This is a genomic window from Lysobacter sp. H23M47, assembly GCF_015209765.1.
In the GTDB taxonomy this organism is placed as follows: Bacteria; Pseudomonadota; Gammaproteobacteria; order Xanthomonadales; family Xanthomonadaceae; genus Novilysobacter; species Novilysobacter avium.
On the sequence record NZ_CP063658.1, the window covers coordinates 1,814,095 to 1,836,436 of the forward strand.

At 67.5% G+C, this 22,342-nt stretch carries 20 protein-coding genes and 1 tRNA gene; 9 read left to right on the forward strand and 12 right to left on the reverse strand.

Annotated features, from left to right (window positions below; all coding sequences use genetic code 11):
• Window positions 1-55 precede the first annotated feature (55 nt).
• A complete protein-coding gene (gene metG / locus INQ43_RS08175; protein WP_194036119.1) occupies window positions 56-2,137 on the forward strand; it encodes a methionine--tRNA ligase in 2,082 nt (693 codons plus the stop codon).
• 4 nt (window positions 2,138-2,141) lie between these two features.
• Window positions 2,142-2,600: an Rnf electron transport complex subunit RnfB gene (gene rnfB / locus INQ43_RS08180; RefSeq protein ID WP_228062452.1), complete on the forward strand. Its 459-nt coding sequence runs from the start codon at window positions 2,142-2,144 to the stop codon at window positions 2,598-2,600.
• Here the strand turns inward: rnfB and INQ43_RS08185 are convergent.
• The 6 genes from INQ43_RS08185 to INQ43_RS08210 form a co-directional block, all read right to left on the reverse strand.
• A complete protein-coding gene (locus INQ43_RS08185; protein WP_194036121.1) occupies window positions 2,578-3,630 on the reverse strand; it encodes a TraB/GumN family protein in 1,053 nt (350 codons plus the stop codon). The genes rnfB and INQ43_RS08185 overlap by 23 nt on opposite strands.
• Before the next feature lie 26 nt (window positions 3,631-3,656).
• Window positions 3,657-4,631 (reverse strand): DUF1684 domain-containing protein, encoded by a 975-nt coding sequence (locus tag INQ43_RS08190; protein ID WP_194036122.1) that lies wholly within the window; start codon window positions 4,629-4,631, stop codon window positions 3,657-3,659.
• Between the two features lies 1 nt (window position 4,632).
• Entirely contained in the window at window positions 4,633-6,501 is a 1,869-nt protein-coding gene (gene mutL, locus INQ43_RS08195) for a DNA mismatch repair endonuclease MutL (protein WP_194036123.1), read from the reverse strand.
• Window positions 6,502-6,600: 99 nt separating this feature from the next.
• Window positions 6,601-8,139, reverse strand: coding sequence for an N-acetylmuramoyl-L-alanine amidase (locus tag INQ43_RS08200; RefSeq protein WP_194036124.1), 1,539 nt, complete (start codon window positions 8,137-8,139; stop codon window positions 6,601-6,603).
• A gap of 88 nt (window positions 8,140-8,227) precedes the next feature.
• On the reverse strand, window positions 8,228-8,704 hold the full coding sequence (tsaE, locus tag INQ43_RS08205) for a tRNA (adenosine(37)-N6)-threonylcarbamoyltransferase complex ATPase subunit type 1 TsaE (protein ID WP_194036125.1): 477 nt from the start codon (window positions 8,702-8,704) through the stop codon (window positions 8,228-8,230).
• On the reverse strand, window positions 8,701-10,206 hold the full coding sequence (locus INQ43_RS08210) for an NAD(P)H-hydrate dehydratase (RefSeq protein ID WP_194036126.1): 1,506 nt from the start codon (window positions 10,204-10,206) through the stop codon (window positions 8,701-8,703). The genes tsaE and INQ43_RS08210 overlap by 4 nt, the downstream gene beginning before the upstream one ends.
• 73 nt (window positions 10,207-10,279) lie before the next feature.
• Here INQ43_RS08210 and queG point away from each other — a divergent pair, with 73 nt between their 5' ends.
• Window positions 10,280-11,353, forward strand: coding sequence for a tRNA epoxyqueuosine(34) reductase QueG (gene queG / locus INQ43_RS08215; protein ID WP_228062682.1), 1,074 nt, complete (start codon window positions 10,280-10,282; stop codon window positions 11,351-11,353).
• A gap of 410 nt (window positions 11,354-11,763) precedes the next feature.
• On the opposite strand, the gene panD is transcribed toward queG, so the two are convergent.
• The 5 genes from panD to pcnB all read right to left on the reverse strand — a co-directional run bounded on the left by panD (window position 11,764) and on the right by pcnB (window position 15,828).
• Complete coding sequence (gene panD / locus INQ43_RS08220; RefSeq protein WP_193983689.1) at window positions 11,764-12,144, reverse strand: aspartate 1-decarboxylase; 381 nt, start codon at window positions 12,142-12,144, stop codon at window positions 11,764-11,766.
• A 96-nt stretch (window positions 12,145-12,240) separates the two neighbouring features.
• The gene (gene panC, locus INQ43_RS08225) at window positions 12,241-13,089 is read right to left on the reverse strand and encodes a pantoate--beta-alanine ligase (protein WP_194036128.1); all 849 of its coding nucleotides are present in this window, start codon (window positions 13,087-13,089) and stop codon (window positions 12,241-12,243) included.
• Window positions 13,090-13,125: 36 nt separating this feature from the next.
• Entirely contained in the window at window positions 13,126-13,953 is an 828-nt protein-coding gene (gene panB, locus INQ43_RS08230; RefSeq protein ID WP_194036129.1) for a 3-methyl-2-oxobutanoate hydroxymethyltransferase, read from the reverse strand.
• Window positions 13,954-13,969: 16 nt separating this feature from the next.
• Window positions 13,970-14,494 (reverse strand): 2-amino-4-hydroxy-6-hydroxymethyldihydropteridine diphosphokinase, encoded by a 525-nt coding sequence (gene folK / locus INQ43_RS08235; RefSeq protein ID WP_194036130.1) that lies wholly within the window; start codon window positions 14,492-14,494, stop codon window positions 13,970-13,972.
• A complete protein-coding gene (gene pcnB, locus INQ43_RS08240) occupies window positions 14,491-15,828 on the reverse strand; it encodes a polynucleotide adenylyltransferase PcnB (RefSeq protein ID WP_194036131.1) in 1,338 nt (445 codons plus the stop codon). Before pcnB ends, folK begins: the two co-directional genes overlap by 4 nt.
• Before the next feature lie 107 nt (window positions 15,829-15,935).
• Between pcnB and INQ43_RS08245 the strand changes: the two genes are divergently transcribed.
• The 6 genes from INQ43_RS08245 (at window position 15,936) to INQ43_RS08270 (ending at window position 21,621) form a co-directional block, all read left to right on the forward strand.
• Window positions 15,936-16,011: transfer RNA gene (locus tag INQ43_RS08245), tRNA-Glu, on the forward strand.
• Window positions 16,012-16,080: 69 nt separating this feature from the next.
• The gene (gene fdxA / locus INQ43_RS08250; RefSeq protein ID WP_043957349.1) at window positions 16,081-16,404 is read left to right on the forward strand and encodes a ferredoxin FdxA; all 324 of its coding nucleotides are present in this window, start codon (window positions 16,081-16,083) and stop codon (window positions 16,402-16,404) included.
• A 79-nt stretch (window positions 16,405-16,483) separates the two neighbouring features.
• Window positions 16,484-16,969 (forward strand): DUF4442 domain-containing protein, encoded by a 486-nt coding sequence (locus tag INQ43_RS08255; protein ID WP_194036132.1) that lies wholly within the window; start codon window positions 16,484-16,486, stop codon window positions 16,967-16,969.
• Window positions 16,970-17,100: 131 nt separating this feature from the next.
• Window positions 17,101-19,005, forward strand: coding sequence for a bifunctional serine/threonine-protein kinase/formylglycine-generating enzyme family protein (locus INQ43_RS08260; RefSeq protein ID WP_194036133.1), 1,905 nt, complete (start codon window positions 17,101-17,103; stop codon window positions 19,003-19,005).
• 66 nt (window positions 19,006-19,071) lie between these two features.
• Window positions 19,072-19,767 carry a DUF502 domain-containing protein gene (locus INQ43_RS08265; RefSeq protein ID WP_194036134.1) on the forward strand — a complete coding sequence of 232 codons (696 nt, stop codon included), beginning with the start codon at window positions 19,072-19,074 and terminating at the stop codon, window positions 19,765-19,767.
• A gap of 30 nt (window positions 19,768-19,797) precedes the next feature.
• Window positions 19,798-21,621, forward strand: a complete 1,824-nt coding sequence (locus INQ43_RS08270; RefSeq protein WP_194036135.1) for a DUF885 family protein — start codon at window positions 19,798-19,800, stop codon at window positions 21,619-21,621.
• 27 nt (window positions 21,622-21,648) lie between these two features.
• On the opposite strand, the gene INQ43_RS08275 is transcribed toward INQ43_RS08270, so the two are convergent.
• Window positions 21,649-22,341: a hypothetical protein gene (locus tag INQ43_RS08275; protein WP_194036136.1), complete on the reverse strand. Its 693-nt coding sequence runs from the start codon at window positions 22,339-22,341 to the stop codon at window positions 21,649-21,651.
• Window position 22,342: the final 1 nt, after the last annotated feature.

Consider the following 22,342-nt stretch of genomic DNA (forward strand, 5'->3'; position numbering starts at 1 on the left):
CATCGATGCGGCGACGCATGCGATACTCACCGGCTCCTTTGCCACAGCCATATCCATGTCCCGCGAGCTTGTCGTCACCTGCGCCCTTCCCTATGCCAACGGCCCCCTCCACCTGGGCCATCTGGTTGGCTACATCCAGGGCGATGTGTTTTCCCGCGCCCAGCGCCTGGCCGGAAACACGGCCTATTTTGTCTGCGCCGACGACACCCATGGGACGCCGATCATGTTGGCCGCCGAGAAGGCCGGGACCACGCCCGAGGCCTATATCGCCGGCATCCAGGCCAGCCATGAGCGGGACTTCGCCGACTTCGGTGTCGCCTTTGACCACTACGACTCGACCCACTCGCCGCGCAACCAGGCGCTGACCGAGGCGATCTACAACACGCTCGATGCCAACGGCCATATCCAGCGCCGCTCGGTCGCCCAGCTGTACGACCCGGTCCGGGGGATGTTCCTGCCCGACCGCTTCGTCAAGGGCATCTGCCCCAACTGCGGCACGCCCGACCAGTACGGCGACAACTGCGAGAGCTGCGGCGCGACGTATTCGCCAACCGAGCTGAAGGAGCCGCGCTCGGTGGTGAGCGGCGCGGAGCCGGAGCTGCGCGAGTCCGAACACTTCTTTTTCGAGGTCGGTGATTTCACCGATTTCCTGCGCCAGTGGCTGACCGGTGATGTCGCCAACCCCGGCGTCAAGGCCAAATTGAAGGAATGGCTGGACGCCGAGGGCGGACTGCGCGCGTGGGACATTTCCCGCGATGCGCCGTATTTCGGGTTCCAGATCCCCGGCCATCCGGGCAAGTACTTCTACGTCTGGCTGGACGCGCCGATCGGCTACCTGGCCAGCTTTCAGGCCTTGTGCGAACGCGAGGGGCTGGATTTCGCCAGCTACCTTGCGCCGGACAGCGAAGCCGAGCTGCATCACTTCATCGGCAAGGACATCGTCAACTTCCACGGCCTGTTCTGGCCGGCGGTGCTGCATGGCGCCGGATTCCGCGCCCCGACCCGGCTGCACGTCAACGGCTACCTGACCGTCGATGGCGCGAAGATGTCCAAGTCGCGCGGCACCTTCGTGATGGCGCGGACCTACCTGGAAGCCGAGCTCGATCCGGAGGCGCTGCGTTATTACTTCGCTGCCAAGACCTCGGGCGGCGTGGACGACGTGGACCTCAACCTGGGCGACTTCACCGCGCGGGTGAACGCCGATATCGTCGGCAAGTTCGTCAACCTGGCCAGCCGGTGCGCGGGCTTCATCAGCAAGCGTTTTGACGGCATGCTCGCCGATGTCCTGCCGGACCCGACGATGTACGACCGCTTCGTCGCGCAGCTCGCACCCATTGCCGCGGCGTACCAGCGCAACGAGGCGGCCACGGCGCTGCGCCTTACGATGGCCTTGGCCGACGAGGCCAACCGCTACATCGATGACCACAAGCCGTGGGTGATCGCCAAACAGGAAGGCGCCGACGCCCAACTTCAGGCCGTCTGCAGCCAGGGCCTGAACCTGTTCCGCGTGCTCAACGCCGCGCTCAAGCCGGTGCTGCCGCGGGTCACCGCCCAGGCCGAAACGTTCCTCAACGCACCGGTTGTCCACTGGGACGATCTCGCCGCGCCGCTCACCGGGCACCGGATCCAGCCCTATACGCCGCTGTTCACCCGAATCGACCCGAAACGGATTGACGCCATGACCGAAGCCAGCAAGGAATCCCTGCAACCCACCCCGGCTCCCGCCACGTCCAGGCCCGCGGCGGCCGCGCCTGTCGTCGCCACCCCATCGGCAGCCGAGCCTGGCGCGGCCGAACCGTCGACCCCGACCATCGGCATCGACGATTTCGCAAAATTGGATCTGCGGGTCGGCAAGGTACTGGAGTGCGGGTTTGTCGAGGGCTCCGACAAGTTGCTGCGATTCCTGCTGGATGCCGGGGAACTGGGCCAGCGGCAGATCTTCTCCGGCATCCGCGCCAGCTACGCCGACCCGGAGGCGCTGGTCGGCCGCAACGTGGTGTTCATTGCCAACCTGGCGCCGCGCAAGATGCGCTTCGGCATGAGCGAGGGAATGATCCTGTCGGCCGGCTTCGATGCCGGCGCCCTCGCCCTGCTGGGTACCGACAGCGGCGCGAGTGCGGGGATGCCGGTACGGTGATGCGATGCAGCCCGCGGACGACGCCGAAAGCCTGACCGGGCGCCTGGACCGCCTGCTGCCGCAGACGCAGTGCGGCCAGTGCGGCTACGACGGCTGCCTTCCGTACGCGGAGGCGATGGCGCGCGGAGAGGCTGACGTCGACCGCTGCCCGCCCGGTGGCGATGCCGGCGCGCTGGCGCTGGCGCTGGCACTGGGGACCCGCGCGGTTCCCTTTGACCGCAGTCGCGGCGCCTACAATCCCGGCTTGGTCGCGCTGGTGATCGAGGAGGACTGCATCGGCTGCACCAAGTGCATCCAGGCCTGCCCCGTCGACGCGATCATCGGCGGTGCCAGGCACATGCACACGGTGCTGGCGTCACTGTGCACCGGGTGCGAGCTGTGCGTTCCGGCGTGCCCGGTGGACTGCATCGACATGATCAGCGGCGACCCCCCGCTGGCGCTCAGCGTCCGATCGGAAGGCTGACCGGTTCGGCGGCACTCTCAGGCACGGGACGCCCTGGAAACGCCTGATCCCCAGGTCCGCAGGCGCTGCAGATGCGGTCCACCGTGTAGCCGGCGTGCTCCAGCAAGGCCACAAGACCGTCGTCGCCGAGCAGATGCATCGCTCCCACCACGACCAACACGTTGTCCCGGCCGCTTCCGTCGAGCATTTCCCTCAGCAGCGGAAGCCACGCCTGATTGCGGTCCACGTTCACCATCTGGTAGGTGCGCGGTGTCCTCACCATCATCTCGCTGAGCGCGATCGCCTCCAGTCCCGGCACGTCGCCGGCGCGCCACGCTTGATGCAGATCGGCCAGTTCGCCCGGCATTTCCTGCGGGCGGTCGAGGAAGTCCTCCAACCCGATGATCTGTTCGGCCATCGGTGAGTCGGCCAGGGCGCGCAACTGGTCGTCGATCGTCTCCAGGCCCGCGGTCGGTTTGTCCGCCTCCAGGGCGCGCTGCATCAGGTGCTGATCCACGCCCAGTTCGGGGCTGAAGCCCAGCGAGTGCGACAGCCCAAGCATCAGGGACAGGTTCACAAACCACGGGCTGTAACGGTTGACCTGATCCAGGGAGCCGCCCTGACGCGCCAGCAGACGATGCAGCTTCTCCCGCAACCGTGGCGAGATGAGGTCCGACAGCGTGCGGCCTTCGGGCAGTTTGGCCGCCTGCCTGAAGCGCACGCTGGCCTCCGGACTGCCGAGCTCTTCCGGGGACACCTCGAATACGACCCGGGCGGCGTCATCGAAAGCGGCATCCACATCGGCCGACAGCGGGTAATCGTCTTCCTTCAGCAGATGGATCGAGCCAAGCAGGTACACCGCATTGTTCCGGTCCGAGACCTTCCACAGCAGCGGCACCGGCGGCACGTGGGGCGGGCTCTCGGCCTGTGCGAGCGCAGCTAGCGTAGTGTCGGCGTGGTCACTGGTCGTCCAGCGGTCGGGCGCGACCACCGCCAGTGCGGTGCCGCACAGCAGCACGAGGCTTGCAATCAGGACTCTTGTCTTGCGCATGGTCTTGTCTTGCATCAGGTGGCGGGTTATCGGGACGAGGTCGGCGGCACGTAGAGTTTTTCGCCCGCGGTGACGGCCAGGTCGAGCCGGTTCTGCGGCGGCGGCAACGGACAGGTCGCAAAGTCGGAGAAGGCGCACGGCGGGCTGTAGGCGCGGTTGAAGTCCAACAGGACTCCATCGTCGGCATCGGGCATCGGCGCGTCGAGGAAGCGGCCCGCGCCGTAGCTGCCGTGGCCATTGGTAGCGTCGGCGAACACCAGGAACAGCCCACCGCTGCCGTCATCGATCGCGTCCAGCCGGTACCTCTCGCCGTCGCGCTCGAACTCCACCAGCCCCGGGTTCGGCATCGCGTCGAACGAGCCCAGGATGTTGGCGATCTCGATCGTCTGCCCGGGCGGATGCGGAATGAATCGCCCCTGGATCACCCAGTTACGGTCGGCAGGCCAGTACTCCAGCGTGCCGAAACCCGTCCGGGTCGGCGCATCCGCGTGGCGAACGCGCAGCGCGTGGCGCTTGTCGCGCAGGATCACCGTCGCCTGTCCGCGGCCGCCATCAAAGCCGAGCACGCTCGGGCCGGCGGGGTCGTCGTCACCGCGCAGGACGACGGGTCCCCTTAGCGGCGCACCGTCCACGCTCTGGTCGCCGCCGGTCTCGGGCACAAAGCGGACCTTGCCGTCGCGCAGGTCCAGCATGCCCAGATGCGACGGTCCCATCGACAGCTGGATGCCGTTACCGGGATTGCTGCCTACGTAGTGCGCGCCGGGCGTGATCCAGTGCAGCCCCACCAGGCTCGTCCAGCCGTCCGGCGCCACGAGCGCGGCGCGGCGCTGCTCGCGCCAGGATTGCTCGTCGGCATCAAAATCGATTTCCTGCGCAGCCACATCGGGCTCCTGTTTGGCGTTGAAAAGCCGGTTGCCATCGCAGGCAGCCACGGCAAAAAGAAAACCTGCAGCCAGCGCGAGCGCGGCGACCGAAGAGCGACGACCCGGTGCGCAGTTCATCTCAACGTCCTCGCAGGAACCAGCGGTCGATCTCGGGCAGGCTGAAATGCGCCCAGGTCGGTCGGCCGTGGTTGCACTGGCCGGAGCGCTCGGTGATTTCCATCTCGCGCAGCAACGCATTCATTTCAGGCACCGTGAGCCGCCGATTCGCGCGCACTGCACCATGGCACGCCATCGTGGAAAGCAGTTCGTCGCGCGCTGCCGACACCCGGATGCCCCCCAGTGGCGACGCACCGCCATGCTCGCGCAGATCGACCAATACGTCGCGCAGCAGCGCCTCCACGTCGCCGTGCGCCAGCAGCGCGGGTACCGAGCGCATCGTCACCGACTGCGGGCCGGAACGGGTGACCTCGAAGCCCAGGGTCGCGAGCACCTCCGCTTCGCGCTCGGCGACTTCCGCCTCGCGTTCGGACACCGCCAGCGTCGCCGGGACCAGCAGCGGCTGGGTCCGCAAGCCTTCGCCGTCGTGCGCCCGCTTGAGCTTCTCGTAGCCGATGCGCTCGTGGGCGGCGTGCATGTCGACCACGATCAGGCCGGCGCTGCTCTCGGCAAGGATGTAGATGCCGTGCAACTGGGCAATGGCGTAGCCCAGTGGCGGCAGCGTGGCTTCGCTGCTCGCCGGCAGCGGCGCGTGTGCAGTAGCGGGCCCGTCAGGTGAAGCGCCATCGGATCGTTCTGCCGAAGCCGGGGCACCATAGAGTTGCGCCAGCCCCGCGCGCTGCTCGGCGACCTGCAGCCCCAGCGGCGACTGCGGGCGGTGCCAGGGGTACGGGTTCCCCGGTTGCGATGCCCCATCGCTGGTATCGAGTCCGCCCAGGTGCTCTGCGTTCTGCACTCCGTGCAGCGCGGCTGGCTGGCCCGCACGCGTACGCGCCAGCACCGACTGCAGCGTTCGATAGACGAAGTCGTGGATGAGCCGCGAGTCGCGGAACCGCACCTCGTGCTTGGCCGGATGCACGTTGACATCGACCCGCCGCGGATCCAGCTCGAGAAAGAGCACGTAGGCCGGCTGCCGACCGTGGAACAGCACGTCCGAATACGCCTGCTTGACCGCATGGGCGACGCTGCGATCGCGGATCGCACGGCCGTTGCAGTACAGGTACTGCTGATCGGTCGAAGCGCGGTTGTACGAGGGCTCGGCAATCCAGCCGTGCAGGCGCAAGCCGGCGCCGCTGTGGTCGACGGGGATGGCGTTGTTGGCGAACTCCTCGCCCAGGGTCTCGTGCAGGCGCAGATCGGACAGACCGGCTTTGTCGAGCATGTCGGCGTCGCCCTTCCAGCGCCGCGACGGCTTGCCGTTGTGCGACACCCGCACCTCGACGTCCGGACGCGCCAGCGCCAGTTGCCGCAGCCACTCCTCGATATGCGACAACTCGGTGCGCTCGGCGCGCAGGAACTTGCGCCGCGCGGGCACGTTGAAGAACAGATCGCGAACCTCGACCGTGGTCCCGACCGGATGCGCCTTCGGCGCGACGCTTCCGACCTGGCCACCGCCGACTTCCAGCGAGGAGCCGTGCTCGGCATCGGCTGGCCGCGAGGTCATCACGAAGCGGCTGACCGAGGCGATCGATGGCAGTGCCTCGCCACGGAAACCCAGGGTAAGCACGCCCTCAAGATCGTCCAGGGAAGCAATCTTGCTCGTGGCATGGCGGGACACTGCCAGCGGCAGCTCTTCGCGCCCGATGCCGGAGCCGTCGTCACGCACCCGGATCAGGCGCGCCCCGCCCTCCTCCAGATCGATGTCGACCCGGCGGGCGCCCGAATCAAGTGCATTCTCGACCAGTTCCTTCACCACCGATGCCGGTCGCTCGACGACCTCGCCTGCGGCAATCTGGTTGATCAGGGTATCGGGGAGCGGGCGGATCGACACGGAGCGGCGGGTCCTGGCAAGGCTGACCGGCCATCATAGCGAACGCGGGCTGTACGACCGAGTCAGGCGATCGCCGACATCCGGCGCAACATCACTCGCTCAGGGACTTCCGCCGGCGGTGATCGACGCGGAGGCGGTTTCCAGTGCCGCGGCGCGGGCAGCAAACATCGTGCCCGGCGGCGGCTGGCGGGTGAAGAAGGTGTTGACCCCGTCCAGGACCGCGCCGGCGACCTTGCGCTGGAACGCGGGATCCTTGAGCCGGATCTCTTCGGTCGCGTTGGAAATGAAGGCCGTCTCGACCAGCATCGCCGGCATGTCCGAGGTCCGCAGCACCGCGAAGTTGGCGCGCTCGATGCTCGGCTTGTGGACATTGCCCACGCGCTTGAGCCCGTCAAGGATCTGCCCGGCGGCATCTTCGGAGGCCTTCATGTGCCCGCTCTGGGTCAGGTCGAGCAGCACGGAGGCCAGCGTCGTGTTGGCCGACATGCGCGCTCCACCGATCAGGTCGGCCGAGTTTTCCTTGTCCGCCAGCCAGCGGGCACGCTGCGAGGACGCGCCGCGCAACGACAGCACGTAGACCGAGGAGCCGTCCGCACTGCGGTTCTCGGCCGCGTCGGCGTGGATGGAGATGAACATGTCGGCCTTGGCCGCCCGCGCCAGCGCGGCGCGCTTGTTCAATGGGATGAAGACATCGTGCTCGCGGGTCATGTAGGCCTTGAGCCCTGGAGTGGCATTGATCTGGCGCGCCAGCTCCTTGCTGATCGCCAGCACCACGTCCTTCTCGCGCGTGCCGCCCTTGCCGATCGCGCCGGGATCCTGGCCGCCATGGCCGGGATCGATTGCGATCACCAGCGGGCGCATGCCCTGGCCCTGCATGACCTGCTGGATCGTCTTGACCGGCGCAGTCGCAGCAGGCGGCGCAGACGCCGCGGGCGGCGGTGTCGCACGCACAGGGGCGGGAGCGACCGCGACCATGCTGGGCATCGAGGCAGCCTGTGGCGAAGGCCGGTTCGCGAGTTCCCTGGCCGAGGCGGCGGCATTGGCCGCGGCAATCTGGGAGATGAGCCGGCTGGTGGCTTCCGCCGAGGCCGCGGTGTCCACCGGGGTCGGGGTAGGCGTCGGGGTGGTGACCGGCGCCATCATCTGCGCGGCGGCAGCGGTCGAGTCCGCACTCGGCGACTGTGTCGGAGTGACCGAAGCCGCGACAGCCGCTGCGGGCACGGACGCCGGAGCACCATCGCCGGGCCACTCCACCACCAGCACCGGGCCACTGCCGCTTTGCTCGATGCGCGGCTTGAGCGCCGTAATCGTCTGCGAGAGGTCAAACACCACGCGCGCCGTCCCCGGCACGGGCTTGCCGGTGCGTACCGACTTCACGACGCCGGCACCGGCCGGAACCGAGAGCGTCGGTGAGACGGAAGACGCCGGCATGTCGATCACCAGGCGATCCGGGCCGGCAAGGCTGATGACCTTGAACTCCCCTGGCGCGTCCAGCGCGATCTCTGCGCGGGTGCCAGTGGCGCCCGCATTGAGCTGCAGGCCCTTGATTTCACTGGCATTCACCGCCGCGGCCGCGCACGCGGCGATCAACGTGGAGCTGAGGAGAACGCGGCGCAGGCTGGGGGATTGGACTCGCATGCCGGCTAGTCAACCATCGCAACCCGCGTATTGCAAGCGCTTTTTCCCTTATTTATCCGATACCTGCCGCATCTTCCTGCCAAAACGTTCAGGAGTCGGAAGTGATTTCGTCGTCCTGGCCGAGACGCTGCAGCCAAGCCGTCCCGGCATCACTGTGCGTGGAAAGCCGGGCGCGGCGGCCGTCACCGTCGATCTCCAGTTGGACCAGGAGATCCGCCGGTGGCAGACCGCCACGGCCCCGATCCGCCCATTCCACCAGCCACAGGGTCACGTCCGCGCTGTCGAGGCCGAGGTATTCCAGCTCTGCAGTATCGCCAATGCGGTACAGATCCAGGTGCCACGCCTCCCCACCGCCAGCCAGTGGGTAGCGCTCGACCAGCGTATAGGTCGGGCTGCGGATAGCGCCGCGCACGCCCAACTCGCGCAGCAGCGCACGAGCCAGGGTCGATTTGCCCGCGCCCAGGTCGCCCTCCAGGTGAACCACGGCGTGCTGCGGCCGGGTCCGCGCAAGCGCCTGCCCCAACCGGTCCGTGCGGCTGCTGTCGGCGAGCGTGAACACCTTCATCGAGAGGCTCCGGGGTTGGCGTGGCATCGGACCCAGCGCATGAGGTCGCTCGGCAACAGCCCGCGCTCGCCGCCCTCTGCAGCCGCCGAGTCCGCGGCGACCGAGTGCAGCAGGGCGCCACATACCGCGGCGTCCCGCAGCGGGAGTCCCTGCGCCAGTAGCGCACCAATGACCCCGCTCAGCACATCGCCCATGCCGCCGACGGCCATGCCGGGATTGCCGGCGTCGATGAGGCTGAGGTTGCCGCAAGGTTCGGAGACGATCGTGCCGGCACCCTTCAGCACCACCACCCTCTGGTAGCGCGAAGCGATTGCGCGCGCCGCGGCGAAGCGGTCGCGCTGCACATCATCGATCCCGGTCTGCAAGAGCCGCGCCGCCTCGCCCGGATGCGGCGTGAGTACGGCATTGGCAGGGGCCGCGACGACACCGGCGGCGATCAGGTTCAAGGCGTCCGCATCCAGCACCACCGGCAGGCCGGACGCGCAGATCACGCGCAGCCGTTCCCTGCCCCACGCGCCCTGACCCAGGCCCGGCCCGATCACGATGGCGGAGGCATCGCTGATCAGCGCGTCCAGCGCTGACGACGCCGTGCCATCGCTGTCGTAATCGCTGTCGCCGTGCACCATCGCCTCCGGCAGCCGGGTCAGCAGCGGCGCGACGTGGGCATCCCGGGTGACGACATCGACGAGGCCGGAGCCCGCGCGCAGGGCCGCCTCGGCCGCGAGCATGATGGCGCCGCCATGCCCGTGGTCCCCGCCGATGCAAAGCAGTCGACCGTTGCGACCCTTGTGGCTGTCACGCCGACGCGGCTCCAGCCAGTGCGCCAGGCCCTGCGCCCTCAGCCAGGCCACGCCGGCCTGCATTGATCGCAGATTGGTTTGCTCCAGCCCCAACTCGGCAACCTGAAGTTGACCGGTGAAATCCCGGGCAGCCGCGGTGCGCAAACCGGCCTTGGCGGCGATGAACTCCAGGGTGAGGTCGGCCACCACCGCCACTGATCCCACCGATCCTGTGTCTGCGACCACGCCGCTGGGCACATCAAGCGCCAGGACCGGAGCGGAAAGCGCGTTGATCCGCTCGACCAGCGCCGCGACCGGACCCTGCAATTCGCGCGTCAGCCCGATGCCGAACAGCGCATCCACCAGCAAGTCCGCAGCCGGCAGTGGTCCCTCCCCAGCAAGCCATTCGCCGCCCGCATCGACGTACTCCTGTCTGGCCCGGCGGCACTCGGCGGTCCGCGGCTCATGGCCGGGGAGGCAGAGCACGTGCACCCGGCGGCCGGATGCCTGCGCCAGCGTCGCCAGCACGTAACCGTCGCCGCCGTTGTTGCCCGGCCCGCAAATGACCATGAGCGACTGCGCGTGCGGCCAGTGCTGCATGACCGCCTGCCACGCGGCGCGACCGGCACGGCGCATCAGTTCGAACGGATCACCGAACCGGACGGCAGCGCGCTGCTCGATTTCCCGCAAGGCATCGCTGGTATGGAGGACGGCAGGCGACATGCGGCGATTCTATACTTGCAGTGCCGTGACCCATCCCCCCCGCCCCTCGCCAGATGCCATCAGCGTGACGCTGTTGCCCGATCGCGCTGACGCCGACCCGGCCGTGCTCGCGCTGCGCATCCGTGAACTGGCCGCGGAGTTCGGCTTCCAGCGCTGCGGCATCAGCGGCATCGAGCTGGGCGAGGACGAGGGGCACCTCCGCGACTGGCTGGAAAACGGCCTGTACGGATCGATGGAATGGATGGCCCGCCACGGCGAGAAGCGCTCGCGCCCGGCCGAGCTGGTCCCCGGGACCTTGCGCGTGGTCTCGGTGGGCCTGGACTACGGACGCCGCGACGACACCGAGGCGTGGCAGACCCTGGGCGATGGGGAGCGCGCCTACGTCGCCCGCTACGCCCTGGGCCGCGATTACCACAAGCTGATGCGCCAGCGCCTGCAGCGCCTCGCCGACCGCGTCGCCGAACTGGTCGGGCCATTTGGCCACCGCGTCTTCGTGGATTCCGCGCCGGTGCTGGAGCGCGCGCTGGCCCGCAATGCCGGGCTGGGCTGGATCGGCAAGCACACCTGCCTGATCGACCGCGACGGCGGCTCGTGGTTCTTCCTCGGCGAGATCTACCTGGACCTGCCGCTGCCCGTCGACGAGCCCGCCACATCCCACTGCGGCACCTGCTCGCGCTGCATCGATGTGTGCCCCACGCAGGCGATCACCGCGCCCTACCGGCTCGACGCGCGGCGGTGCATCTCCTACCTCACCATCGAGAACGACGGCCCGATCCCGCTGGAGTTCCGCGAGCCGATCGGCAACCGGATCTTCGGCTGCGACGACTGCCAGCTGGTGTGCCCGTGGAACAAGTTCGCCAAGCGCAGCGACGAGCCGGATTTCCGCGCCCGCAACAACCTGGACGAGGCCAGCCTGGCGGACCTGTTTGCGTGGACGGAGGCGGAGTTCCTGGAGCGCACCGAGGGCTCGGCGATCCGCCGCAGCGGTTACCGCCGCTGGCTGCGCAACATCGCCGTCGCACTCGGTAACGCCCCGACAACTGCAGAGGTCCTGACGGCGCTGGAGTCACGTCAGGACATCGATGACGACCTTGTGCGCGAACACGTGACGTGGGCATTGCAGCGCCATCTTGAGCGCGGCGACTGAGGTGAGCGAGCGTGGCGATTGAGGTGAGCGAGCGCGGCGACTGAGGTGAGCGAGCGTGGCGACTGAGGTGCGCGAGCGTGATAGCTGCAGACGTTCCGGGCGAATGTCCCCCGGCCTCCACCTGCGGCGGAGGCCTCCTCCTTTATTTCGCCCGGAACGCCTGCAACTACCTCTATCGGGTGGCCGCGGTGGGCGGACAACGCACAGCGGGGTTTGCGCTCACGTGGTCGGGCTTGCGCTCACGTGCTTCAGCGACGGGAGCGAATGCCGTTGGAGCGAAATAAAGGAGGAGGCACCGGCTTCACCGGTGCCGGGGGACATTCGCACCAACGGCATTCGCTCCCGGTGCCAGCGGCGTTCGCTCCCGGTGCCCCGACCACCCGGCGCATATCGCAACCAGGCCGGCGGGATCACGCCGCTTGCGCGGGGATCGAGTCGTTGGTGTGGGTCATCGCGTTGTCGGCATCGACGTACACCAGGGTGGGCTTGAACTGCGCCGCCTGGGCTTCGTCGAACTGCGCATACGCGCAAATGATCACCAGGTCGCCGGGCTTGGCGCAGTGCGCCGCGGCGCCGTTGACCGAGATGATCCCGCTGCCTTCCTCGGCCCGGATCGCGTAGGTCACGAAGCGATGGCCGCTGTCGATGTTGTAGATGTGGATCTGTTCGTATTCGCGGATGCCGGAAATATCGAGCAGCCGGCCGTCGATCGCACACGAGCCTTCGTAATGCAGCTCGGCGTGGGTGACGGTGGCGCGGTGGATCTTGGCCTTGAGCAGGTTCAATTGCATGGTTCAAAAACTCCGACCGGACGGCAGCGGCGTGTGGAATTGCGAGTTTATCAGGGGATTGCGCACTGCAGCATGAGCGGCGATAAAACGGTGTGTCTAGCGTTCGAACTCGATGTTGTCGATCAGCCGCGTGCTTCCCAGCCGCGCCGCGGCCAGGGCCACCAGCGGACCGGCAGCATGGGAATCAGCCGTGCTCAGGTCCCGGTGCCGGATGGCGACGTAGTCAACCGCAAAGCCCGCCGCGGTGAGTCGCGCCGCCGCATCCTGCTCCACCGTGCGCAATGGCGTACCGGCGCCTGCCGCCTCACGCGCGGCCTGCAAAGCGCGATGGATCGCGGTCGCCGTCTGGCGGTCCGGCGGCGACAGATACTGGTTGCGTGAGCTCATCGCCAGGCCGTCGGCTTCGCGGACGATCGGCGCGGCCATCAGTTCGACGGGGAATGCCAGCTCGCGGACCATGTAACGGATCACCGCCAGTTGCTGGTAATCCTTGCGCCCGAACACCGCGACATCCGCCTGCACCTGGTTGAACAGCCGGGCCACGACCGTGGTGACGCCGTCGAAGTGGCCGGGGCGGTGCGCCCCTTCCAGAACACCCGTCACGCCGGGCACGCGGATCTCCACCACGCCCCCCATGCCGTACGGATACATCGTCTCCACGGAGGGCAGCCACATCGCGTCGGCGCCCGCTTCCTCCAGCGCGGACAGGTCGGCGTCAACCGTGCGCGGGTAGCGCTCGTAATCCTCGCCCGGTCCGAACTGGGTCGGATTGACGAACACGCTGGCGACCACGCGGTCGGCGTGTTCGCGGGCGAGCCGGACCAGGGACTGGTGGCCGGCATGCAGGTTGCCCATCGTCGGCACGAAGCCCACGCGCAGGCCCGCCTGGTTCCACCCAAGGACACGCTCACGCAATGACGCAAGCTCGGTGATGGTCGGGATCATTGGATTCTCGGCCGCAAACAGGACGACATGGATGACTCAGGCGTAGGAGTGTTCCGGGCCGGGGAAGTCACCGGCACGCACCGCGGCGGCATAGGCCTGCATGGCGCCGACCACCGAGCCACCCTCGGCAAGGAAGTCCTTGACGAACTTCGGTCGGCGCTGCCCGCCGGCCAGGCCGAGCATGTCGTGCAGCACCAGCACCTGGCCATCGCACTGCGGACCGGCGCCGATGCCGATCGTCGGAATGTCCAGCGCCGCACTGATGGTGCTGGCCACCGCGCTTGGCACGCACTCCAGCACCAGCAATTCCGCGCCTGCCTCCGCGACGGCACGGGCATCATCAAGCAGCTTGGCGGCGGCCGTCTCGTCGCGGCCCTGCACGCGGTAGCCGCCCAGGCGCAGCACGGACTGCGGGGTCAGGCCCAGGTGCGCGCAGACCGGAATCTCGCGCTCGACCAGATAGCGGATGACCTCGAGCTTCGGTCCGGCGCCCTCGATCTTGACCATCGCCGCGCCGGCCTGCAGGAAGCGTGTCGCCGCATCCAGTGCGCGGGTCGGCGAGGCATCGGACTGGAACGGCATGTCGGCTACCAGCAGCGCGGTCCGCAGGCCACGGGCGACGCAGGCGGTGTGGTAGGCGATGTCGTCCACGGTGACCGGCAAGGTGCTGTCGTGGCCCTGCACCACCATGCCCAGCGAGTCGCCGATCAGTATCAGGTCGATTCCGGCCGCCTCGACCGCATGGGCGAATCCCGCGTCGTAGCAGGTCAACATGGCCATCTTCCGGCCGTCCGCCTTGGCCGCGCGCAGCATCGGCACGGTCCAGGGCTTGCGCTCGACGGGAGATGACGGGGAGGTATACATGGCTCAGTGCTCGCTATCAGCCGCGTGGGGGTGCGGCGGTTGTACACGGTAGCGCTTCGATGTCCGCGCAGGCCAACCCGCTCAGCGCGTCGGCCGCCGGTCCAATTCCCGGGATGGTGGCGTCGGGCGCGATTTCCAACAGGGGCAGCAAGGCGAAGGCACGCTCGTGCAGGTGCGGGTGCGGCACCCTCAGGCCGGGCTCGTCGATGATGCGATCGCCGTACAGCAACAGGTCAAGATCGAGCGTTCGCGGCCCCCAGCGGTCGCTGCCATCGTCCCGGCGCACCCGCCCTGCCTCGCGTTCGATCTCCAGCAGTGCGCCTAGCAGCGCCTGCGGGGCCAGATCCGTGCGCAGCATGGCGACGGCATTGAGGAAGTCCGGCTGATCGGTCACGCCCCACGCGGGTGTGCGATACAACGCGGAGGTCGCCAGGACACTGGTGTCCTTCAGGCGACCCAGGGCCGCGAAGGCCGTGCGCATGATCGCCGCGCTGTCGCCCAGGTTGCTGCCCAAGCCGACGAACACAACGCTGGCGGTCATTCGCCGGCGGCTGCGGTGGACCTGCGGCTTCGTCGGCGCGGTCGCGCAGGTGCGTCGTCCTCGGCATCCCCATCATCGCGCGGCCGCGGACTCGGCTGGCCGGGACCCATCCCCACCAGCTCCTGCTGCTCGCGCCAGAACGCGACGTCCTCGGCGTGCTCATCGGACGCGGCAAGGCGCAGGCTGAGGAAATCGAACGCGGCGCGGAACCGGGGATGGCCCAGCATCCGCGACACGCGTTTGGTCTGGCGCAGCGAAAAGCGCGACTGCAGCAGCCAGATTTCCTGCATCGGAATGGAGAACCGGCGCGGCAGGGCGACGGTGGACAACTGGCGCACCGTGACCCGGTCAGCGGCCCGTCGCTGCGCATCGATGGGCTGCACGCCCTGCGCCTGCAGCGCGATCAACGCGCGGCAATACGCCGGCCACAGCAGCAGGGCGAACAGGAATGCCGGCGACACCGGTTCGTCGTTGGCCACGCGCTCATCGGTGCCGCGCAAGCCATCGATCACCACGCTGCGCAACGCGCCGCTGCGGTTGGCCTTCAATGCCGCCGCGGTATCCGGGAACAGCGCCGGCAGCAGGCCGCGGGCCTCGAGCCCTTCAAAGCTCTTTACCGCGTGACCTGAGAGAAACAGCTTCAGGCATTCCTCGAACAGGCGTGCCGACGCTGCTTCAGAGAGCAGGGACGCAAGCCGCGGGATCGGTTCCGCCGTGGCCGGCTCGATCTCGAAACCGAGCTTGGCCGCCAGCCGGACCGCGCGCAGCATGCGCACCGGATCTTCGCGGTAACGCGTTTCCGGATCGCCGATCAGCCGCATCAGGCGCTTCTGCACATCCTCGAAGCCGCCGGTGTAGTCGCGGACCGAAAAATCTTCGATCGTGTAGTACAGCGCGTTGGCGGTGAAGTCGCGCCTGACCGCATCGTCCTCGATGGTGCCGTAGACGTTGTCACGCAACAGCCTGCCGCCCTCATGCTGCTCGCGGTCGCCGCTGCCATCGTCGGTGTTGGCGCGGAACGTCGCCACCTCGATGATCTCGCGGCCGAACACCACGTGGGCCAGACGGAACCGGCGACCGATCAGGCGGCAGTTGCGGAACAGCTGCTTGACCTCCTCGGGCGTCGCGCTGGTGGCCACGTCGAAGTCCTTGGGCTGGCGTCCGGCCAGGAGGTCGCGCACCGCGCCGCCTACCAGATACGCGGAGAAGCCGCCGTCGCGCAACCTGTAAAGCACCCGCAGCGCATTGGGACTGATGTCCTTGCGGGAGACGTTGTGCTGGTCGCGCGGGATGATCCGCAGTTCGGGCTTGGAAGATGGGTTTTGTTCAGGCATCAGGCGGGCGTCGCCGCTTTGGGAATTTCGCAGGATACCAGTTGCCGGAAGGTTCGGCCGTCCCTATACTGTGCGGCCACGCAACGGTGAGAGTCCGGCGTGGATCTGCTCCCTTCGTCTAGAGGCCTAGGACGTGGCCCTCTCACGGCTAAAACACGAGTTCGAATCTCGTAGGGAGCACCATCTACCGAAAGCCCGCGCATCGCTGCGCGGGCTTTCTTTTTCGTGAGCTGACATCCGGGAATACGAGTCATGACCTTCGTCGTCACCGAGAGCTGCATCAAGTGCAAGTACACCGATTGCGTCGAGGTGTGTCCGGTCGACTGCTTCCATGAAGGTCCCAACTTCCTGGTGATCAATCCCGAAGAGTGCATCGACTGCACGCTGTGCGAGCCCGAATGCCCGGTCAACGCGATCTACCCGGAGGACGACGTGCCGCGTGGACAGGAGGTCTACGTGGCGCTCAACGCGGAGTTGGCCGCGCTCTGGCCGATCATCTCCACGCGCAAGGACCCTCCGGCCGACGCGGCCGAGTGGGACGACAGAACCGGAAAGCTGCCGCTGCTGGAGCGCTGACACGGACCGCTCGCGGCGTTCGCTTGAATATACGCGCGCGTATGGCAGGCTGGCCACCCCTCGCTGAGCTGCCCCGCCAATGAAAGCCGGACTCCTTCGCCACGTCCTCAATCTCTGGCCGCCCTTCCTGTTCAGTGGCGTCCACGTGAGCCGGCTGGACGCGGACTACCGCCATGCACGGGTCGAGCTGCGCATGCGGCCCTGGAACCGCAACTATGTGCGCACCCATTTCGGCGGCAGCCTGTTTTCGATGACCGACCCGTTCTGGATGCTGCTGGTCATGCAGTCGCTGGGCCACGACTACATCGTGTGGGACAAGGCGGGCGCGATCGAATTCGTCAAACCCGGTCGTGGCACTGTCCGCGCAAGCTTCGATCTGGAGGAGGATGTCCTGGACGAGCTGCGCCAGGCCACCGCGGACGGTGACAAGGTCCTGCGCTGGTTCGACACCGATGTGATTGACGCGTCCAGCGATGTCGTTGCCCGGGTCCGCAAGCAGCTGTACGTTCGGCGCAAGCGTGACCGCGATCGCAGCAGCGGTGTCGAGCCGGACACGCCCGGATAACGCGACTCGGGGGTATGCTCGCAGATTCGCGACAGGGGGCCGCGATGACAAGCGCGAATTACATCGACGACGAGCATCCACTACCGCAAATCCGGGGCTATCGACTGCTTCGGGTGCTGAACCGTGGGGGCATGTCCACCGTCTACCTGGCCGAGCAACTGGCGCCGTCGCGCGAAGTTGCCATCAAGGTGATGGCAAGCACCGCCTTGTCGGACGAAGTCAGCCGGCGCCGGTTCGAGAACGAGGTCCGTACCATCGCGCGCCTTGAGCATCCGCACGTGGTGCGCATCCACGAGCTGGGCCGCACCGCCGACGGCCTGCCCTACTACACGATGCCGTATCTCGCACGGGGCCATCTGGGCCAGCGCAGCTTCCTGCGCGACGACGGCAGGCCGGACGAGGCGCGCATCATTGCGACCTTGCGGGTACTGCTGTCCGCGCTGGAATATGCCCACGGCCGCGGCGTGGTCCACCGCGACGTCAAGGCGGAAAACGTCCTCTTCGGTGACACCGAGCAGCCCTTGCTGGCCGACTTCGGGATCGCGCTGCGACGCGGCTTCGGGCCGCGGGTGACAGCGACCGGACTGGCCGTGGGCAGCACGGCCTACATGGCCCCCGAGCAGGCCCGGGGCGAAGACGTGGACGGACGCGCCGACCTCTACAGCCTGGGCGTGCTGGCCTGGGAGATGCTGACCGGACACCTGCCCTACGAGGCCGGTGACGCGCTGGCGATGGCGGTGATGCACGCGCAGAACCCGATCCCCCGACTTCCGCCGCACCTGCGCCATTGGCAGCGCTTCATGAACCGGGCGCTTGCCAAGCAGCCCGCGCAACGCTTTGCAGACACAGCGCAGATGTCGGCCATGCTCGACCAGGTCGAGCGGCGTGGCCGCTGGCCCCGAGCCACGCTGGGCCGGGATCGCGTGGCACACGGCTTGGCCCGCGTTCCCGGGCGTGTCTGGCTGGCCACCGCCATAGTGGCTGCGCTGGTGTTGGCCCTGCCACTGGCCAGCAGGGACACCGCGGTCGAAGAAGCTGAGCGGGAGGCCCAGCGACTCGTTGATGAGCAAACCCGCGAGGATCCCATCCCCGCGATGTTGGAGCCCCTGCCGGAAGCACCGCTGCAGGTCGCGCTCGACAAGGCCAGGCAGCAGATTGCGCAGAACCGGCTGACCACGCCGGATGACGACAATGCGTTCTCCACCGTCATGACCGCCTGGGCGAGCAACCCGGACGATCCCGCCCTGGTGGAGCTTGTCGATACATTGACCAAAGCCCTGGGTGAATCCGCCCTGGCCAATCTGGCCGATGCCCGGGACGAACAGGCGGGCCGGCAGATAGATCGCATCCGGCTGCTTGGCACCGAGACGTCCCGTCTGGAGTCAGCCGCCCAGTTGCGCCTTCGGGCGGGAATCGAGAAGACCCTGGAGGCGCGTATCAGCAGGGCAGCCGATCGCTCGGACAGTTCAGCGGCCACCGCGATCGCCGCGTTGGCCGAGCCGATGGGGCTTGCGCCGTCGACGGTTCGCAGGTTGCAGACGCGGGCAGCCGCGGTGCCCACGGGTTCACAGCCACGCAGCGCCGCCAACGCTGGTGCTGGAGCGCTCGCAACCAAGCCGGTAAGCCGGGATGACTACGCGGCTTTCGCCGAGGCCACGGCACGCAAGCCTTCGCTCTGCCGCGAACGCTCGTCGCTGCTGCGGGTCCTGGCACCGAGAGACTGGCGGTCGCCGGGTTTTGACCAGGGCGGCGCCGAACCCGTGCTCTGCGTCTCCCTGGCCGATGCGCAGGCCTACGCCCAGTGGCTGCAGCAGCAGACCGGTCACAGCTACCGCCTGCCGACGGTCGCGGAATCACGATCCATCGCTCCACAGATCAGCGGTCGCGAAATCTCCCTTTGGCAGCTCGACTGTGGCGACGGGTGCCAGGAACGCGCCGTGCTCGGCGAGTCCTGGCGCAAGCAGGAAGGCAGGCGTGTGCTTGATGCGGGGCGCGGCTACGACGACGTGGGTTTCCGCCTCCTGCGCGAGCCCTGAGCGGGTATTCGCGCACAGAAAGCCGAGCCGCGTCGGAAGGAGGAGCGCGACGTCTACAATCGCGGCATGCGCACACCCACCCTGCAACGACTGTTCCTCACCGGCCTGCTGACCCTGCTGCCCCTTTGGTTGACCCTGATCGTGGTCCGGTTTGTATTTTCCCTGCTGTCGGACATCAGCCGACCGATCACCGGCCCGATACTGCAGCGAATTGCGAGTGTGGATCCGCAGTCGCTGGGCTGGCTGGCCGATTCGTGGGTGCAGACACTGCTGGCGCTGCTGGCGACCTTGCTGCTGATCCTGTTCACCGGCGCCATGTCGCACCGGGTCTTCGGCCAGCAACTGCTGCGCTGGGTCGAGAAGCTGATCGGGCGGGTGCCTTTCGCCAACACGATCTACGGCAGCGCACGGCAATTGCTGAACATCCTGCAGACCAAGCCCGGGGGCACCCAGCGCGTGGTCCTGATCGATTTTCCCCACGACCAGATGAAATCGGTGGGGTTCGTGACCCGCGTGCTGCGCGAGCAAGGCACCGGTCGTGAGCTCGCCGCGGTCTACGTACCGACCACGCCCAATCCGACGTCGGGCTATCTGGAGATCGTGCCGATCGAGAAACTGACCCCGACCGACTGGAGCGTCGACCAGGCAATGGGTTTCATCATCTCCGGTGGCGCGATTTCGCCGGACAACATTCCATTCTCTGCGCCGGCCGAGGCGACCGCCGCGCCGCCAACGCCGCCGGCCGATCCGGCCTCCGGCTGAAACTGACACCCACTGTCTGGAGATCCCGATATGCGCCGATCCATCCATCAAGCGTTACTGGGCACCGCGCTCGCCGCGATCATGGCCGGCTGCTCGCCGGGTACTGCGCCAGGCACCCCGCAGCCGGCCGCAGCCGCGAATACCGGGGCGGTCAGCGACAAGGCCGCCCACCTGGACCGCCTGTACGCCCAGTACTGGGAGGAGATGCTCAAGCGCAACCCCCTGGCCGCGACCTATCAGGGCGATGCCCGCTACAACGACCAGCTGCCGAACTTTCTCTCGCGCGAGTACCGCGAGACCAGCCGCGCATTCACCACCGACTGGCTGGAAAAGATCGAGTCCCTCGGTCCTGACGGCCTTGAAGGCCAGGACCTGCTGAGCTGGCAGATCTTTGTCGAAGACGCCCGCGACGAGCTGGCGAGCCAGAAGTTCCCCGCCTGGATGCAGCCGGTCAACCAGTTCTACAACATCGCCTCCACCTTCGTTCAACTGGGCTCTGGCACGGGTGCACAGCCCTTCAAGACGGTGCAGGACTACGACAACTGGCGCGAACGCGCGAGCAACGTGCCGGTGCTGTTCAACCAGGCGATCGCCAACATGGGCGAAGGCATCCAGGCCGGCGTCGTACAGCCGCGCGCGCTCATGGAAAAAGTGCTGCCGCAACTGGATGCACTGATCAAGGAAGACCCGCGCCAGACGCTGTTCTGGAAGCCGGTGGCGGACATGCCGGAGAGCTTTTCGGACGCCCACCGCAAGCGCATCGAGGACGACTACGCCCAGTTGATCTCGACCGTGCTGATGCCGTCCTACAGCCACCTGCGCGACTACATCGCCAACGACTACCTTCCGCATACCCGCGACTCGGCCGGCATGGCCGACCTGCCGAACGGCCAGGACTGGTACGCATTCCGGGTCCACCAGTCGACCACCACCGACCTCTCGCCGGCACAGATCCACCAGATCGGCCTGGACGAGGTGGCACGCATCCACGGGCGCATGCACGAGGTCATGGATGAGGTCGGCTTCAGGGGCACGCTGCAGGAATTCTTCGTCTTCATGCAGACCGATCCGCGCTTCGAGTTTGCCAGCGAGGACGAGCTGCTCGCGTTCTATCGGGGCCTGGAAGCCGAGGTCAACGCGAAAGTGCCCGAGCTGTTCTCGCTGGTGCCCAGGGCGCCGTTCGAGATTCGCCCGGTGGAGGCCTTCCGCGCCCAGTCCGCGGCCGGTGGTTCCTACATGACGCCCAGCGAAGACGGCACCCGTCCGGGCGTCTTCTACGTCAATACCTACGACCTGCCGACGCGCAAGACCTGGGACGCGGAGGACCTGTTCCTGCACGAGGCGATCCCCGGCCACCATTTCCAGCTTGCCCTGCAGCAGGAGCTGACCGGCCTGCCGGCCTTCCGCCGCTTTGGCGGTCAGACCGCCTACATCGAAGGCTGGGGTCTGTATGCCGAGTCGCTGGGCAAGGAGCTGGGCGTCTACGAGGATCCCTACAGCCACTTCGGCTACCTGCAGAACGAGCTGTGGCGCGCGATCCGGCTGGTGGTGGATACCGGCCTGCACAGCAAGGGCTGGACCCGCGAGCAGGTGATCGACTACATGCTCGGGAACTCCGCGGAAAGCCGGACCCAGGCCGTCGCCGAAGCGGAGCGGTACATGGCGATCCCCGGCCAGGCGTTGGCCTACAAGATCGGCGAACTGAAGATCCTGGAACTGCGCAAGCGCGCCGAGGAGGCACTGGGCGGGACGTTCGACATCCGCCAGTTCCATGCTGAAGTCCTGAAGGACGGCTCGGTCCCGCTGGACGTGCTGGAAGGCAAGATCGACCGCTGGATCGCGGCGACCCGGTAAGCTGCGAAGCGGATCGGAACGCGGGCCTCAGGATTCGTCGTTTGCGTAGATCCTCAGTCCTTCCTCACGGTGGTGGAGGCGCAGGAAACGGGCCCCGTCAAAGACCGCGGCGTGGACGGGGTTGGAGTAGGCAACGATGATCCGCCGCGGCGCGGCTTCATGCGCGGCCTGCAAAGCGGTGAGCACCTTGCGCATCACCACCGCATCGAAGGGGTTGTAGAAATAGCAGAACAGATTACCGGGCGGTGGCCGATACACTGCGGCATCCATGCACAGCAGCTCGATTGAACCGGCTCGCGGGTCGCGGGCGGCAAAAGCGGTGATGTTGGCCAGCCCATCGGCGTGCAGCGAGGCAAACAGCTCGATCCCCACGATCCGTGGAAAGCCAAGGCGCGCGGCAAGCACCAGCGCACGCCCCTTGCCGGCGCCGTAATCGATGAAGGTGTAACCGGCCGCATCGAACGGCTGCGCGGCGCGGATCAGGCGGTGGAACTTGGGAAACGCCAGTGGCGCGTAGAAGACCGCATTGCTCAGGTGTGCGCAATCGGGCGCGGAGGCCGCCGAATCGGCGACATCGACCTGGCCGGTGGTATTGATACCCAGTTCGCGATCCAGCTTCGCCTCCCGGATGCCGCGCAGCCACAACGGGACCTTGGCTGCCACCCCGAACACGCCGTCAATCCGGACCTGGCGTACCACCTTGCGTACGAACGTCTGCACG

Bases quoted from the DNA above. Each gene is read 5' to 3' on its own strand.
- metG (WP_194036119.1), top strand. From the start codon at position 56: ATGTCCCGCGAGCTTGTCGTCACCTGCGCCCTTCCCTATGCCAACGGC.
- rnfB (WP_228062452.1), top strand. From the start codon at position 2,142: ATGCAGCCCGCGGACGACGCCGAAAGCCTGACCGGGCGCCTGGACCGC.
- INQ43_RS08185 (WP_194036121.1), bottom strand. From the start codon at position 3,630: ATGCGCAAGACAAGAGTCCTGATTGCAAGCCTCGTGCTGCTGTGCGGC.
- INQ43_RS08190 (WP_194036122.1), bottom strand. From the start codon at position 4,631: ATGAACTGCGCACCGGGTCGTCGCTCTTCGGTCGCCGCGCTCGCGCTG.
- INQ43_RS08200 (WP_194036124.1), bottom strand. From the start codon at position 8,139: ATGCGAGTCCAATCCCCCAGCCTGCGCCGCGTTCTCCTCAGCTCCACG.
- tsaE (WP_194036125.1), bottom strand. From the start codon at position 8,704: ATGAAGGTGTTCACGCTCGCCGACAGCAGCCGCACGGACCGGTTGGGG.
- INQ43_RS08210 (WP_194036126.1), bottom strand. From the start codon at position 10,206: ATGTCGCCTGCCGTCCTCCATACCAGCGATGCCTTGCGGGAAATCGAG.
- panD (WP_193983689.1), bottom strand. From the start codon at position 12,144: ATGCAATTGAACCTGCTCAAGGCCAAGATCCACCGCGCCACCGTCACC.
- panC (WP_194036128.1), bottom strand. From the start codon at position 13,089: ATGATCCCGACCATCACCGAGCTTGCGTCATTGCGTGAGCGTGTCCTT.
- panB (WP_194036129.1), bottom strand. From the start codon at position 13,953: ATGTATACCTCCCCGTCATCTCCCGTCGAGCGCAAGCCCTGGACCGTG.
- folK (WP_194036130.1), bottom strand. From the start codon at position 14,494: ATGACCGCCAGCGTTGTGTTCGTCGGCTTGGGCAGCAACCTGGGCGAC.
- pcnB (WP_194036131.1), bottom strand. From the start codon at position 15,828: ATGCCTGAACAAAACCCATCTTCCAAGCCCGAACTGCGGATCATCCCG.
- fdxA (WP_043957349.1), top strand. From the start codon at position 16,081: ATGACCTTCGTCGTCACCGAGAGCTGCATCAAGTGCAAGTACACCGAT.
- INQ43_RS08255 (WP_194036132.1), top strand. From the start codon at position 16,484: ATGAAAGCCGGACTCCTTCGCCACGTCCTCAATCTCTGGCCGCCCTTC.
- INQ43_RS08260 (WP_194036133.1), top strand. From the start codon at position 17,101: ATGTCCACCGTCTACCTGGCCGAGCAACTGGCGCCGTCGCGCGAAGTT.
- INQ43_RS08265 (WP_194036134.1), top strand. From the start codon at position 19,072: ATGCGCACACCCACCCTGCAACGACTGTTCCTCACCGGCCTGCTGACC.
- INQ43_RS08270 (WP_194036135.1), top strand. From the start codon at position 19,798: ATGCGCCGATCCATCCATCAAGCGTTACTGGGCACCGCGCTCGCCGCG.